Source organism: Actinomadura roseirufa (assembly GCF_900659635.1).
In the GTDB taxonomy this organism is placed as follows: domain Bacteria; phylum Actinomycetota; class Actinomycetes; order Streptosporangiales; family Streptosporangiaceae; genus Spirillospora; species Spirillospora roseirufa.
Window position 1 is genome coordinate 1 of record NZ_CAACVB010000212.1, and the last position, 13,748, is coordinate 13,748.

General features: G+C 73.1%; 10 protein-coding genes. 4 read left to right on the top strand and 6 right to left on the bottom strand.

Annotation, left to right across the window (positions count from 1 at the left end):
• Positions 1 to 503: MFS transporter (locus E1291_RS31485; RefSeq protein ID WP_131741721.1), on the bottom strand; the 503-nt coding region annotated here is incomplete at its 3' end.
• A 97-nt stretch (positions 504 to 600) separates the two neighbouring features.
• On the opposite strand from E1291_RS31485, the gene E1291_RS31490 reads away from it, so the two are divergent.
• Positions 601 to 1,500: a LysR family transcriptional regulator gene (locus E1291_RS31490; RefSeq protein WP_131741722.1), complete on the top strand. Its 900-nt coding sequence runs from the start codon at positions 601 to 603 to the stop codon at positions 1,498 to 1,500.
• A 33-nt stretch (positions 1,501 to 1,533) separates the two neighbouring features.
• Here the strand turns inward: E1291_RS31490 and E1291_RS31495 are convergent, their stop codons facing one another.
• Positions 1,534 to 2,472 carry an EamA family transporter gene (locus E1291_RS31495; RefSeq protein WP_131741723.1) on the bottom strand — a complete coding sequence of 313 codons (939 nt, stop codon included), beginning with the start codon at positions 2,470 to 2,472 and terminating at the stop codon, positions 1,534 to 1,536.
• Positions 2,473 to 2,540: 68 nt separating this feature from the next.
• On the opposite strand from E1291_RS31495, the gene E1291_RS31500 reads away from it, so the two are divergent.
• Positions 2,541 to 3,395, top strand: a complete 855-nt coding sequence (locus E1291_RS31500) for a LysR family transcriptional regulator (protein WP_131741724.1) — start codon at positions 2,541 to 2,543, stop codon at positions 3,393 to 3,395.
• 91 nt (positions 3,396 to 3,486) lie between these two features.
• On the top strand, positions 3,487 to 5,148 hold the full coding sequence (gene qcrB, locus E1291_RS31505; protein ID WP_131741725.1) for a cytochrome bc1 complex cytochrome b subunit: 1,662 nt from the start codon (positions 3,487 to 3,489) through the stop codon (positions 5,146 to 5,148).
• Between the two features lie 18 nt (positions 5,149 to 5,166).
• Here qcrB and ctaD read toward each other — a convergent pair whose 3' ends face one another.
• Both ctaD and E1291_RS31515 read right to left on the bottom strand, forming a co-directional pair.
• Entirely contained in the window at positions 5,167 to 6,849 is a 1,683-nt protein-coding gene (gene ctaD, locus E1291_RS31510; protein WP_131741726.1) for an aa3-type cytochrome oxidase subunit I, read from the bottom strand.
• A 54-nt stretch (positions 6,850 to 6,903) separates the two neighbouring features.
• Positions 6,904 to 7,989 carry a Ppx/GppA phosphatase family protein gene (locus tag E1291_RS31515; protein WP_207401041.1) on the bottom strand — a complete coding sequence of 362 codons (1,086 nt, stop codon included), beginning with the start codon at positions 7,987 to 7,989 and terminating at the stop codon, positions 6,904 to 6,906.
• Between the two features lie 157 nt (positions 7,990 to 8,146).
• On the opposite strand from E1291_RS31515, the gene E1291_RS31520 reads away from it, so the two are divergent.
• Positions 8,147 to 9,334 carry a zinc-dependent alcohol dehydrogenase gene (locus E1291_RS31520; RefSeq protein ID WP_131741727.1) on the top strand — a complete coding sequence of 396 codons (1,188 nt, stop codon included), beginning with the start codon at positions 8,147 to 8,149 and terminating at the stop codon, positions 9,332 to 9,334.
• A 136-nt stretch (positions 9,335 to 9,470) separates the two neighbouring features.
• On the opposite strand, the gene E1291_RS31525 is transcribed toward E1291_RS31520, so the two are convergent.
• Together E1291_RS31525 and E1291_RS31530 are read right to left on the bottom strand one after the other, a co-directional pair.
• Complete coding sequence (locus E1291_RS31525) at positions 9,471 to 13,214, bottom strand: S8 family serine peptidase (RefSeq protein ID WP_131741728.1); 3,744 nt, start codon at positions 13,212 to 13,214, stop codon at positions 9,471 to 9,473.
• A 237-nt stretch (positions 13,215 to 13,451) separates the two neighbouring features.
• A partial coding sequence (locus E1291_RS31530) for a carboxypeptidase-like regulatory domain-containing protein (RefSeq protein ID WP_131741729.1) occupies positions 13,452 to 13,748 on the bottom strand: 297 nt, incomplete at its 5' end.

A 13,748-nucleotide genomic window follows, 5' to 3' on the forward strand; every position in this document is an offset into this window, starting at 1 on the left:
TGTGCTCTTCCGATCTCGGCGGCGAGCGCGGCGCCGCTGGTCGCCGCCCAGGCCGCCACGGCGCGGGCCCGCTCGGCGGGCGCCGGGTACAGCCGGGTGATCATGGCCATGGAGGCGGGCACGCACGCGGCGGCTGCGATGCCGAGCACCGCGCGCAGGACGGCCAGCGTCCAGAGGTTCGGTGCGGCCGCGCAGGCCAGCGAGCCGAGGCCGAAGGCGGCGACGCCGGCCAGGAACACCCGGTGGGCCCCGTACCGGTCGGCGACGGCGCCGGCCGACAGCAGCAGGGCCCCGAAGACGACGGTGTATCCGGTGACGGCCCACTGGAGGCCGGCGACCGTCCCGTGCAGGGAGCGCGCCAGATCGGGCTCGGCCACCGAGAGCACCGTCGTGTCGAGCAGCACCATGAAGTAGCCGAGGGAGATGCCGAGGAGCGCCGGGCGGCGGCGCGAGCCCGCCCGGTCCGGCATGGCGGGCGGGGTGGAGGTGAGGGTTGTGCTCATGGCGCACCAGTCTCCGGAGCGGCGCCTCGGCCCTCCACCGCCGCGGCCGGACGGGGCGTTCGGAATACCCGAACGCCCCGGGCGGGTTGCCTCGAACATGGAACTGCGCCAGCTGCGAACCTTCGACGCGGTCGTCGCGCACCGCACGGTCACCGAGGCCGCCCACGCGCTCGGCCTCGCCCCCTCGTCGGTGTCGGACCAGATCCGCGTGCTGGAGCGCTCCCTCGGCGTCGCGCTCTTCGACCGGGGCCCCGCGGGGATGCGGCTCACCCCGGCCGGCGAGCGCCTGCGCGGCTGGGCCGGGCGGCTGCTCGGCCTGGCGGAGCAGGCCCGCCGCGAGGTCACCGAGACCGCCGCGGTGCTGCGGCTCGGCGCCCTGGAGTCGATCGCCGCCGCGTACGTGCCCGGGGTGCTGGCGCGGCTGGCCGAGCGCCGGCCCGGCCTGCGCGTGGAGATCAGCTCGGACGCCTCCCGCGACGAGCTGCTGGACGCGGTCGCCGCCGGGGAGCTGGAGGCCGCGCTGCTGCTGGACACCGGCGCCGGCCTGGGCTCGCTCGGCTTCGCTCCACCCGCGGCGCCGCTGGACTTCCTCGACCTCGAACCCGTGCCGCTCGCCCTGGTCGCCGCCCCCGGGCACCGGCTCGCCGGGGCCGCGCGGGTCGTCCCCGCGGACCTGACCAGGGAGCGGCTGCTCCTGAACGGGCCCGCCTGCTCGTTCCGGATGGCCGCCGAGCGCGTGATCGGCCCGGAGGTGGAGCGGGTCAGGGCCGGGAGCGTGACGGTGATGAGCTCGTGGGCCGAGCGGGATCTCGGCATCGCGCTCGTCCCCGAGTTCGCGGTCGGCGACCGGCTCGCCGCCGGGGCCCTCGTCCGGCTGGCGTTCGAGGCGCCCGCGCTCAGCCTGCGCCTGGTGTGGCGGTCCGACCGGGAGGGGCTCCCGGGCCTGCGGGACGTCCTGTACGCGGGCGCGCTCACGGGGTCCGGGCCCACCTCCTGACCTGACGGGTTCGGACGCCGGAGACCGCCGGTCCTATGGCCGGGGGTCGCGCAGGACGGTGACCAGGTTCGCGGCGACGATCGTGAGGATGCCGAGCCACCGCGTCCAGTGCAGGGCCTGGCCGAGGACGAGCAGGCCCGCACCGGCGGCGAGCACGGGGTTGACGCTCATGAAGACCCCGAAGAAGCGGGCCGGGACGCGGCGCAGGGCGAGCAGATCGGCCAGGAACGGGACGGCCGACGACAGCACGCCCGCGGCGCCCGCGCACGCCAGCGCGGCGAGGGTGGGCGGGTGCGCGGCGAGGACGGCCGCGCCGACCGGTACGAACAGCAGCCCGGACAGGCCGGCCGCGGCGGCCGGCCCCTCCGCGCCGGGCAGGGTCCGGCCCATGGCCCGGTTGAGCAGGATGTAGGCGGCCCAGCAGCAGGCCGCGAGGAGGCCGAGCCCGAGGCCGGTGAAGTCCGACGAGGGCTCCGGCCGGGTCAGCGCGACGACGCCGCCGGCCGCGGCCAGCGCGCAGCCGAGGTCGGCGCGGCGCCGGGACCCGGCGAGCGCGACGGCGAGGGGCCCGAGGAACTCCAGGGTGACGGCGAGGCCGAGCCCGACCCGCGCGACGGCCGTGTACAGGGACAGGTTCATCGTCGCGAACACCGCCGCCAGCGCCAGCACGAGCCGCCACTGCGCGCCGGTGAACGAGCGCGGCCGGGGCCGCCCGGCGGCCAGCAGCACCGCGGCGGCGACCCACTGGCGCACCGCCACCACCCCGGCCGGGCCGATCACCGGGAAGGCCAGCGCGCCGATCGCGGCGCCCGCCTGGTTGGCGGTCCCGCTCGCGAGCATCATCGCCACCCCGGCCCACCGGACCCGGCCGGGCCGCGCGCCGTCGAGAGGGCCCTGTGCGGGCGGGCCCTGTGCGGACGGGCCCTGTGCGGGCGGGCTCGCCGGGGTGGGCGCGTTCGCGTGCGCGGTCATGTCCCGAGCATGCGGCCGGTCCATGTTTGCGCAAAATGCATGGCCGGACCGATCTATACGCTGAAGTCATGGACATGGAGCTGCGGCAGCTGCGGGTGCTGGTCGCGATCGTGGACGCGGGCACCTTCACCGACGCCGCGATCGAGCTGGGGGTCTCCCAGGCGGCGGTGTCGCGGACCCTCGCGGCCCTGGAGCGCACGCTGGGGGTGCGGCTGCTGCGCCGCACCAGCCGCCGGGTGGCGCCGACCGCGACCGGGGCGCGCGTGCTGGCGCGGGCGAGGCGGCTGCTGGCCGAGGCGGACGCGCTGGTCCAGGACGCGGCGAGCGGGCACGCCCTGCTGCGGATCGGGTACGCCTGGTCGGCGATGGGGCGGCACACCGTCGCCTTCCAGCGGCGCTGGCCGCGCCGGTGGCCGCACGTCGGCCTGCGGCTCGTCCGCACGAACACCGCGACCGGCGGGCTCGCCGAGGGGGCCTGCGACGTCGCCGTGGTCCGGACCGCCCCCGACGCCCGCCGGTTCGACTCGGTCATCGTCGGCGTGGAGCCGCGGTACTGCGCGATGGCCTCCGACGACCCGTGGGCGCGCCGCCGCTCGGTCCGGCTGGCCGACATCGGCGCCCGCACGCTGCTCATCGACCCGCGGACGGGCACGACGACACTGGAGCTGTGGCCGCCGGAGGCGCGCCCGGCCACCGAGCGGACCACCGACATCGACGACTGGCTGACCGCGGTCGCGGGCGGGCGGTGCGTCGGCGTCACCGCGCGCGGCACGGTCGAGCAGTACCCCCGGCCCGGCGTCGTCTACCGGCCGGTCCGCGACGCCGCGCCGGTCCCCGTCCGGCTCGCCTGGTGGCGCGACGACCCGCACCCGGCCGTCCGGCACGCCGTCGAGCTGCTCACCGAGTTGTACGGCGCGTCCTGACCCGCCCCCGGCGGGCCGCCGCGCACCGCCGTTTGCCCTCCCCCGCCCCGGGTACCGGCACCGCGAAACCCATCGCGGCCAGGGAGAACGCATGGCTGGACGGAACAGTGGCCCCCAGGCCGGGAACCTGGTCACCGACATCGCGCGCGGGGTGGACGAGCGGCTCGGCTCGGCGGGCTTCCTCAGGCGGAACCTGCGGAAGGCGTTCCCGGGGCACTGGTCGTTCCTGCTGGGCGAGATCGCGCTCTACTCGTTCGTCGTCCTCGTGATCACGGGTGTGTACCTGACGCTGTTCTTCCGGCCGAGCGGCGCGCAGGTCGTCTACGGCGGCTCGTACGCGCCCCTGCGCGGCCTCAAGATGAGCGAGGCGTACGCGTCCACGCTGAGGCTGTCGTTCGACGTGCGGGGCGGGCTGCTGATGCGGCAGATCCACCACTGGGCGGCGAACGTCTTCGTCGCGGCGATCTGCTGCCATCTGCTGCGCATCTTCTTCACCGGCGCGTTCCGCAAGCCGCGGGAGATCAACTGGCTGATCGGGGTGGGACTGTTCACGCTCGCGCTGGCCGAGGGTTTCGCGGGCTACTCGCTGCCGGACGACCTGCTCTCGGGGACCGGGCTGCGGATCGCGCAGGGCATCATGCTCTCGCTGCCCGTGGTCGGGACCTACGTCAGCATGTTCGTGTTCGGCGGCGAGTTCCCCGGGCAGGACTTCGTCCCGCGCCTGTTCACCGTTCATATTCTTCTTATTCCGGGCATTCTATTCGGTCTGATCACCGCGCACCTGATGATCCTCTGGCACCAGACGCACACGCAATGGCCCGGCAAGGACCGGCGGGAGCGGCTGGTGTCGGGCCATCCGACCTTCCCGCACTTCGCCGCGCAGAGCGCCGCCTACTTCCTCTACACCTTCGGCGTTCTCGCGGCGATGGCCACGGCCCTGCAGATCAACCCGATCTGGCTGTACGGCCCGTACGAGCCGTCGCAGGTCTCGACGGGCTCGCAGCCCGACTGGTACGTCGGGTTCCTGGAGGGGTCGCTGCGCATCATGCCGCCGCTGTCCACCACGGTCGCCGGGCACACCGTCAGCTGGAACGTGCTGCTGCCCGCGGTGATCCTGCCGGGGGTGTTCTTCACCTGCATCGCCCTGTACCCCTTCGTCGAACGCTGGGCCACCGGGGACTACCGCCTCCACCATCTGCTCGACCGGCCGCGCAACGCCGCGACCAGGACGGCGATCGGCGCCGCCGCCATCGCCTGGTACGGGAACCTGTGGGCGGCGGGCGGCAACGACGTCCTGTCCTACGCCTTCGGCCTCCCGTTGTACGCGACGACGTGGTTCTTCCGCGCCGGGTTCTTCGTTCTGCCCGTCCTCGCGTTCGCCGTCACCCGCCGCGCCTGCCTGGCCCTGCAGCGCCGCGACCTGCGCGTCCGGGAGGAGGGCGTGGAGAGCGGCCTGATCTCGCTCACGCCGGACGGCGGCTACACCGAGCGGCACGAGCCCGAGCCGGACGAGCGGGAGGCGGTGCTGCTGGCGCGGCAGCCCAGGGAACTGGTCGCCTCGTATCCGCGCCACTTCATCCCGCTGCCGACGCCGAGCCGGGCCCGCGCCCAGGTCCGGACCCGCCTCAACCGGTTCTACCTGAACTACCAGAGCGAGTCCTATGGCGGCGGGCAAGGCGACCAGAGAGTCGGCGGCGATGGGGAGGCCGGAGACGGAGTGCCGATCAAGAAGGACGGCCAGAGCGAGGGCTGAGCCCCCGCCGGAGGACGCTCACTCCCGGGGCCGAGGCAACGCGGGCTCGGCCTCCCGGGGCGGTTCCAGCGGCGGATAGTGCAGGTCGAAAGCCGGGCGCATCGAGCGGATGCGCGGCATCGCGGTGAAGTTGTGCCGGGGCGGCGGGCAGGACGTCGCCCATTCCAGCGAGCACCCGGCGCCCCACGGGTCGTCGGTGTTCACCCGCTCGCCGCGCCGGTGCGTCCGCCAGACGTTCCACAGGAAGGCGAAGGTGGACGCGCCGAGGACGAACGAGCCCAGCGAGGAGACGAGGTTCAGCGTCCGGAACTCGTCGGCGTAGTCGGACACGCGCCGGGGCATGCCCTCGGCGCCGAGCCAGTGCTGGACGAGGAACGTCGTGTGGAAGCCGGCGAACAGCGTCCAGAAGTGGATCTTGCCCCAGGTCTCGTTGAGCTTCTTCCCGGTCATCTTGGGCCACCAGAAGTAGAAGCCGCCGAACATGGCGAACACCACGGTGCCGAAGAGGACGTAGTGGAAGTGGGCGACGACGAAGTAGGAGTCGGTGAGCTGGAAGTCCATCGGCGGGGAGGCCAGGATCACGCCGGTCAGCCCGCCGAACAGGAACGTGACGAGGAAGCCGAGCGCGAACAGCATCGGCGTCTCGAAGGTCAGCTGGCCCTTCCACAGGGTGCCGACCCAGTTGAAGAACTTGATGCCGGTCGGCACCGCGATCATGAAGGACATGAACGAGAAGAACGGCAGCAGGACCTGGCCGGTGGCGAACATGTGGTGCGCCCACACCGTCATCGACAGCCCCGTGATCGCGATCGTCGCCGCGACCAGCGCGAGATAGCCGAAGATGGGCTTGCGGGAGAACACCGGGAGGATCTCTGTGACGATGCCGAAGAACGGCAGCGCCACGATGTACACCTCGGGATGGCCGAAGAACCAGAACAGGTGCTGCCACATCAGCGCTCCCCCGTGACCGGCGTCGTAGACGTGGGCCCCGAGCCTGCGGTCGGCCTCCAGGGCGAGCAGCGCCGCGGCGAGCACGGGGAACGCGATGAGCACCATCACGCTGGTCAGCAGCACGTTCCAGGTGAAGATCGGGACCCGGAACATCACCATGCCCGGGGCGCGCATGGCGATGATCGTGCTGATCAGGTTGACCGAGGTGAAGATCGTCCCGAGGCCGGACAGGACCAGCCCCATGGCCCACAGGTCGCCGCCGTGCCCCGGCGAGTACGACTCGGCGTTCAGCGGCGCGTAGGCGAACCACCCGAACGCCGCGGCGCCGCCCGGGACGACGAAGCTCGCCAGCACCATCGCCGCCCCGAACAGGAACAGGTAGTAGCTGAGCGTGTTGAGCCGGGGGAACGCCACGTCCGGGGCACCGATCTGGAGCGGGACGATCACGTTCGCGAACCCGGCGAACAACGGCGTCGCGAACAGCAGCAGCATGATCGTGCCGTGGATCGTGAACAGCTCGTTGTAGCGCTGCCCGGTCATCATCTGCAGGCCGGGATCGAGCAGCTCGGCGCGCATGGCCATGGCCATCAGCCCGGCGATCAGGAAGAGCGTGAACGAGGTGGTGAGGTAGAGGTAGCCGACGACCTTGTGGTCGGTCGTGGCGAGGATCTCGCCGAACCGGGTGCCCTTGCGGTGCCGCGCGAGCGCGTCGGCGACCGTGGTGTCGCCCCTTTCCTGGACGGACGTCATCCGGGTTCCCCCTCACCCACTCCCGAACCGGGGCTCTAACCCGAGGGCGCCCCTTCAAACGCGGCTCGCCGCGCGGCCGCCGGACGCGAGCGGCGTCACCGGGGCCCACCGTTCCGGCCTGATCGGGACGGGAGCGGGCACCGCCGCGCCGCCCGTGCCGCCGGCACCGAACGGCGGGCCGATCGGCCGCCCCTCGGCCAGCGCGTCGAGCCGGTGCAGGAAGATCCCCTCCCGCAGCGCCCACGGGCAGATGTCCAGGCGCGCGGCGCCGAGAACGTCCATCACGCTCTCGGCCACGATCGCCCCGGCGAGGATCTGGTGGGCGCGCGACGGCTTCACACCGCGCAGCCGGGCCCGCTCCTCGTCGGACCTCGCCGCCAGCTCGGGGATCCAGCCGAGCAGCTCGTTCCGGACGAGCGTCCGGGGCCGGTACAGCCCGGCCTTCGGCTTCGGCGTCCCGCACAGCCGGCCGAGCTGGGCGAAGGTCTTGGAGGTGGCCACGGCCCGGACGGCCGGCGGCCGCTCCAGGATCTCCGCCGTCGCCTCGGCGAGCACCGCCCGGACATGCCGGCGCAGCTCCTTGCGCCGGCGTTCGCTGACCGGCGGGCGGCCGGGCATGTGGTGCCGGGTGAGGCGGCCCGCGCCGAGCGGCAGCGACAGCGCGATCTCGGGCTCGCGTCCCGCGCCGTAGGCCAGCTCCATCGAGCCGCCCCCGATGTCGGCGAGCAGCAGCGGCCCCGCCGACCAGCCGTACCAGGCCCGCGCGGCGAGGAAGGTCAGCCGCGCCTCCTGCTCGCCGGTCAGGAACCCGAGGGTGACGCCGGTGCCCGCGCGGACCTCGGCCGCCACGTCGTCGCGGTTGGCCGCGTCGCGCAGCGCCGAGGTGGCCAGCGGGACGAGCTCGTCGACCCGCGCCGCGGCGGCCGCGGCGGCGGCCTCCCGCACCGCGCCGACCAGACGCCCGACGGCGGCGGGGCCGATCACCCCGTACCGGTCGGTGGCCTCGGCCAGCCGTACGGCGCGTTTGACGGAACGGACGGGAACGGGAGCGTGACCGGGGACGAGGTCGGCGATCCGCAGGTGCGCGGAATTGGAGCCGACGTCGAGCACCCCGATGCGAAGGCGGGGGTCCATGGCCATCTGTTTACCCTTTATTAACCTTCTTCAGTCAGGTGATCCCCTGGCGCGGGCCCGTCCTCCCCCCGCGCGGGACCGGGCCGCGGCGGGAACGCCGGACGACGTTTCGCCGCTCCGGGCCGGGTAGGGCCTCCCTGCAGCCGGTAAGGGAGACATCACCATGAAGGCACTGACCTGGCATGGCAAGCGGGACGTGCGCGTCGACGACGTGCCGGATCCGACGATCAAGGAGGCCGATGACGCGATCATCCGGATCACCTCGTCCGGGATCTGCGGCTCGGACCTTCACCTGTACGAGGTGCTCGGGCCGTTCCTCGCCGAGGGCGACATCCTCGGCCACGAGCCGATCGGCGTCGTCGAGGAGACCGGGAGCGGCGTGTCGCAGATCAAGGCGGGCGACCGCGTGGTCGTGCCGTTCAACATCGCCTGCGGGCACTGCCACCTGTGTTCGCTGCGACTGTTCGCGCAGTGCGAGACCACGCAGGTCCGCGAGCAGGGAATGGGCGCGGCGCTGTTCGGCTACACCAGGCTGTACGGGCAGGTGCCGGGCGCGCAGGCCGAGTACCTGCGGGTACCGCAGGCCCAGTTCGGCCCGATCAAGGTGCCGGAGGGCCCCCCGGACGAGCGGTTCGTCTTCCTCTCCGACGTGCTGCCGACCGCGTGGCAGGCGGTGGCCTGGGCGGACGTCCCGGACGGCGGGTCGGTCACGGTGCTCGGGCTCGGCCCGATCGGGCAGATGGCCGCCCGGATCGCCCGGCATCTCGGCCGCCGGGTGATCGGCGTCGACTTCGTGCCGGAGCGGCTGGAGATGGCGCGGCGGCACGGCGTCGAGGTCGTGGACGCCGACGCCGACCCCGACGTCGCCGAGACGATCCGCGGGCTCACCGGCGGCCGGGGCACCGACTCGGTGATCGAGGCGGTCGGGATGGAGGCGCACGGCTCGCCGGGCGCCAAGCTGGCGCAGACGATCACCGGGATGGTGCCCGACCGCGCCGCCGCCGCGCTGATGTCGCGCGTCGGGCTGGACCGGCTCGCGGCGCTCGGCACGGCCATCGAGGTCGTCCGGCGCGGCGGGACCATCTCGGTCATCGGGGTGTACGGCGGCATGACCGACCCGATGCCGATGCTGCGGATGTTCGACAAGGGCATCACGCTGCGGATGGGCCAGGCCCACGTCAAGAGGTGGATCGGCGACCTGATGCCGCTGGTCACCGACGACGCCGACCCGCTGGGCGTCATGGACCTGACCACCCACCGCGTGCCGCTGGAGAAGGCGCCGGAGGCCTACGAGATGTTCCAGAAGAAGCGGGACGGCGCCATCAAGGTGCTCGTCCAGCCCGGCCTCTGACACCCGGCCTCTGACACCCGGGCTCCGGACGCGGACGACCCCGGCACGTCATCGTGCCGGGGTCGCCGTGTCGTTGGGTCAGGGGGTCAGGGGGTCAGTGTGCGCATATGTGCCGGTTGGTTCGGGTTTGTGGGCATCAGCCCAGGGCGTAGGCGCGGATCACGGTCTGGTCGATCGCGTTGCCCTTCTCGTCCACCGCCTTGACGCGCAGGCCGACGAAGCCGTTGTGGCCCTTCGGCGGGTTGATCGGCAGGACGATCCGGCCCTTGCCGTCGGACTTGCCGGAGGCGACCTGGACCCAGGTCTTGCCGTCGTCGAACGTGGCCCAGCCGGTCACGTCGAAGTTCGGACGCGCCGTGGAGCCCTTCTGGTGCACGAGCTCCACCGGGACGGCGTGCCGGGCGGCGCGCACGCGGTTGGTGAGGTCGGTCGGCGGACGCGGCTTCGCGAGAACCACCGGAACGTCCTCGCCCTTTCCGTTCTCGACGTTCACCGTCCATTCGGTGCTGCTGTGCGTCGACTGGGGCATGTCGGTCTGGTCGATGTCGGCCACGATGCGGTAGCGCCCGGGCTCGCCCACCCCGCACCCGGGGAAGGCCGGGGCGTCGCAGACCTGCTCACCGTCCCGGAAGACGCGGGTGCGGGCGGTGTAGGTGTAGATCAGCCCCCCGCCGTCGGCGCCGGGGATCGGCCACGGCGCCGAGTCCCAGACGTCGCCCCAGTTGTACGGGGACGTGAAGCCCGTGCCGGACTCGCCCGAGACCAGCAGCGGCTTGTTGAAGGCCGGCCCGGCGGCGATGGGCGAGGTGAAGATGTCGCGGCTTGTCACGCTGCCGGCGGCCAGCGCCGGCGACTCGACCCCCCACTGCGGATAGGTGAAGGTCGGGGTGCCCACGGTGATCAGGGACGTCCGCGAGAGGCCCGGCGTGACGTAGTCGACCCGGTCGTAGCCGGCGTCGAACTCATGCCCCCACTTCGGCACCCGGCCGGAGTCCGTGACGCCGCCGAGCCAGGTGACCTCCTGCAGCCTGAGGCCGGGAGACGGAGCCCGGAGGCGGGTGTGCACGGTCGCCAGGTCCGACGCCTTCACGGTGTAGGAGCCGCTGGAGGGAATCGGCCCGAACGGGAACTGCAGGTCGTAGACGTAGGGAGTCGGAACATTGGAGTCGATGGTGAGCTGGTCTCGGCCCGCGCCGACCGCGCGGGCGATGTCGGCGCCCTCCTTCGCGGTCACGACCACGCCCCAGAGACGGCCCCCGAAGCGGAGGGGGTCGGCGATGCGGACCGGCCGGCCCGAGTCCACCCCGACCACGACCCCGATCGCACCGGCCTTGCTGACCCTCTCGACCTCGGGGTGGACGGAAAAGTCGAACGGGTTGCTGCGCGGCGCCTGCCGGATCAGCGCGACCTTGCCGCGCAGATCCTTGCCGTTCACGGCCCCTTCCGATCCGTCTCCCACGTCGACCAGCCGGTACCGGCCGTCCCGGACGTCCGGGGCGCTGCACGCGGTGCAGTAGCCCCGCAGGGGCACGGGCTTGACCTGGACCCCGCCCACCCAGGCCGTCATGAACGGGGCGGAACGGCGGACGTCCAGGGCGAGGCCGTAACCGGGCGCCCGCTGTTCGGCGGGGAGCGTGTACATGCCGAAGCCCGGTCCGATGAGCTGGGCGCCGGAGAACTCCTGCCGGCCGTGCGAGAGCTTCTGGGACCACTGGACGGTCGCGCCCAGGTTGACCGAGGGACGGGGCGTCCGCACCTCGAGCGACGGCGCCTTGCTCCCGTCGAGCTGAAGCTCGGAGTTCCGGTCGACGGTGACCGTGCGTCCCTCGACGAACACCCGGTGGTCCGCCCCGCCCAGCATGGCGGTCACCGTGTAGGTCCCCTTCGGGAGACCACCGTTGCCGGTGCCGTCCACCGAGTCGAACAGCACCCTGCCGTTCTGGAAGTAGCCGTAGTACGTGGCGGCGCTGTTCTGGTCCGCCACCAGGACGTACGACGTCGCGGGGATGGGCGACTGGCCGTCGGCGTTCTTGGCGGCGATGTTGAAGCGGAACCTCTCCACGTCCCGCAACCAGGAGAGCGTGGTCTGCGTGAGCACCTTGCCGTCGGCGCCGACGCCGCGCAGGTAGCCGTAGTAGCCACCGGCGGGCAGGCTCTCCGGCCTGACCGTCACCTTCACCTCGGCGCTACCGCCTGCCGGCAGCGTGACCTTGTCCTGCGACAGGGTGAGGGTTCCGTCCGGCAGGGTCGCCGCCTCTTCGGTCATGTCGGACCCGTTGCCCCTGGACCGGCGCAGGCCCTTGGAGAACTCCAGGTCGACCGTGACGTCGGCGGAGGAGCGGTTGCGCAGCGTCACCGTCCCGGTGAGGGCGTCCTCTCCACCCGGCTGGTACGTTCCCAGCGACAGCGTGGGCTGGCCGGTGACCTGCGGGTTGATGGCCGATCGGACGTCGAGCACGCCGTTGCCGTGGCTGAGCGGGCTGGCCCCCTCGACGTCCCGGACGTCACGCGCGGTGGTCCGCAGCGTCTCGGCCAGCTGCTGGCCGGTCCAGTCCGGGTGCTGCTGGGCCAGGATCGCGGCCGCTCCGGCGACGTGCGGCGAGGCCATGGAGGTCCCGGTCATCGTCTGGTAGCCGCCCCCGGGGGCCGCCGCCGTGATCGCCGATCCCGGCGCCGCGATGTCGGGCTTGATCGCGTAGTCGCCCACCCGGGGGCCGTGCACCGACGAGGGCGCGTCGACGAACCCGTTCCGGTGGTCGACGTTCGCGACGGTCAGCGCCTTGTCGGCCGCGCCCGGCGAGCCGACGCCCATGAACCTGGGGCTGCACCAGCCGACGTTGCCCGCCGAGGTCACGAACAGCGTCCCGGAGGTCTCGCTGATCTGGTCGACCGCCTGGCTGAGCAGGTCCTTCCCGAACGAGGAGCAGCCGCCCAGGCTCATGTTGGCCACCTTGGCGCCCTCGGCGGCGGCCCATTCCATGCCCGCGATGATCGTCGAGTCGTACCCGGTGCCGTAGTCGTCGAGCACCTTGCCGATCAGCAGCCGGGCCCCGGGGGCGACGCCCCTGTACTTGCCGTCGGACGCGGCGCCCGTGCCCGCCGCGATCGACGCGACGTGCGTGCCGTGCCCGACGCGGTCGTCGGGCGGGCTGTTGGGGACGAAGCTCCGCGCCTTCTCCACCTGGTCCTTCAGGTCGGGGTGGTCGAGATCCGCGCCGGTGTCCAGCACGGCGAGCTTCACCCCCTTGCCCGTCAGGCCGGCCTCCCAGGCGGCCGGCGCGCCCACGGCCGGCACGCTGGTGTCGAGGGACGCCTTCACCCGCCCGTCCAGCCAGAGCTTGGTGTAGCCGTGCGCGAGCGCGGTCCGCTGGGTACCGGCCGCGTCCGCCCAGAAGCGGGTGGCCTGCGCCTTGTCGACCTCCAGCGCCTGGGCCGAGACGCTGCCCAGCTGCCGCCTGCGGGTCGCGCCCTGCGGCGCCACCGCGCCGGTGCGGGGCCCGACCGCGATCACGGGCAGCCGGTTCGTCTTCTGGTCCGAGTAACCGGAGCGTTCCAACTCCAGCAGATCGAACAACCGGGGGTCCAGCCGGTCGGCGCCCAGCAGCGGCAGGGCGCCCGCGGGCAGGGCGTAGAACTTGTCGCCCACCCGGCTGAAGAACACGTCGCCCTCGGGGGCGACGTCCTTGACCACCCGGCCCGACGGGTTGCCCTTCCGGTCCTTGACCAGCGCGACGACGTCGCCGGTCGGAAGCGTGAACGTCGGATCCTTCTTGTTCGCGGACGCCTGTCCCGGTTCCGGCCGGGGGCCGGGCCCCGGTCCGGCGCCGGCCGGCACCGCGGACGCCATCAGCGTCCCGGTGAGCAGTAGCAGTCCTGTCATGGCCGACGCGATCGGCCGACGGCGGCCGAGGCGTCTCGATGGAGCGCCAGTGCTCCTCTGGTCAGGCACAGTACATACCTCCCGATCGCCACGCCGCCTCCCTGCGGCATGGAGATTCGCCCAGAAGGTACGTTTCGCCCGCCTTAACGATCAAGGCCAAAAACGATCTTTAACGGGTGGTTCACGGTTCCGTTATATGAGACGGCGGGGACGGGACCGCCCCCGCCGGCCGGGCCGTCAGGCGCGCCGGTGCGACAGCGCGACGTCGAAACCGTCGCGACCTGCGCCGGTGAGGTGGAGCGGCACCGCCACCGGGGCGTACCCGGAGGCGACGAGGGTGTACTCCTCCCCCGCCAGGCCGCCGAACTCGTAGGCTCCGTCGCGCCCGGTGCGCGTGGTGGCGACCACGTTCCCCTCGACGTCGACCAGCGACACGTGCGCGTCGCGCAGCGCCGCTCCGGAGCGGTCGCGCACCGTGCCGCGCACCGCCGAGGCGGGGGCGAGCGCCACGTCCGCCCGGACGGGCGCGCCGCG

Bases quoted from the DNA above. Each gene is read 5' to 3' on its own strand.
- E1291_RS31490 (WP_131741722.1), top strand. From the start codon at position 601: ATGGAACTGCGCCAGCTGCGAACCTTCGACGCGGTCGTCGCGCACCGC.
- E1291_RS31495 (WP_131741723.1), bottom strand. From the start codon at position 2,472: ATGACCGCGCACGCGAACGCGCCCACCCCGGCGAGCCCGCCCGCACAG.
- E1291_RS31500 (WP_131741724.1), top strand. From the start codon at position 2,541: ATGGACATGGAGCTGCGGCAGCTGCGGGTGCTGGTCGCGATCGTGGAC.
- qcrB (WP_131741725.1), top strand. From the start codon at position 3,487: ATGGCTGGACGGAACAGTGGCCCCCAGGCCGGGAACCTGGTCACCGAC.
- ctaD (WP_131741726.1), bottom strand. From the start codon at position 6,849: ATGACGTCCGTCCAGGAAAGGGGCGACACCACGGTCGCCGACGCGCTC.
- E1291_RS31515 (WP_207401041.1), bottom strand. From the start codon at position 7,989: ATGGCCATGGACCCCCGCCTTCGCATCGGGGTGCTCGACGTCGGCTCC.
- E1291_RS31520 (WP_131741727.1), top strand. From the start codon at position 8,147: ATGAAGGCACTGACCTGGCATGGCAAGCGGGACGTGCGCGTCGACGAC.
- E1291_RS31525 (WP_131741728.1), bottom strand. From the start codon at position 13,214: ATGACAGGACTGCTACTGCTCACCGGGACGCTGATGGCGTCCGCGGTG.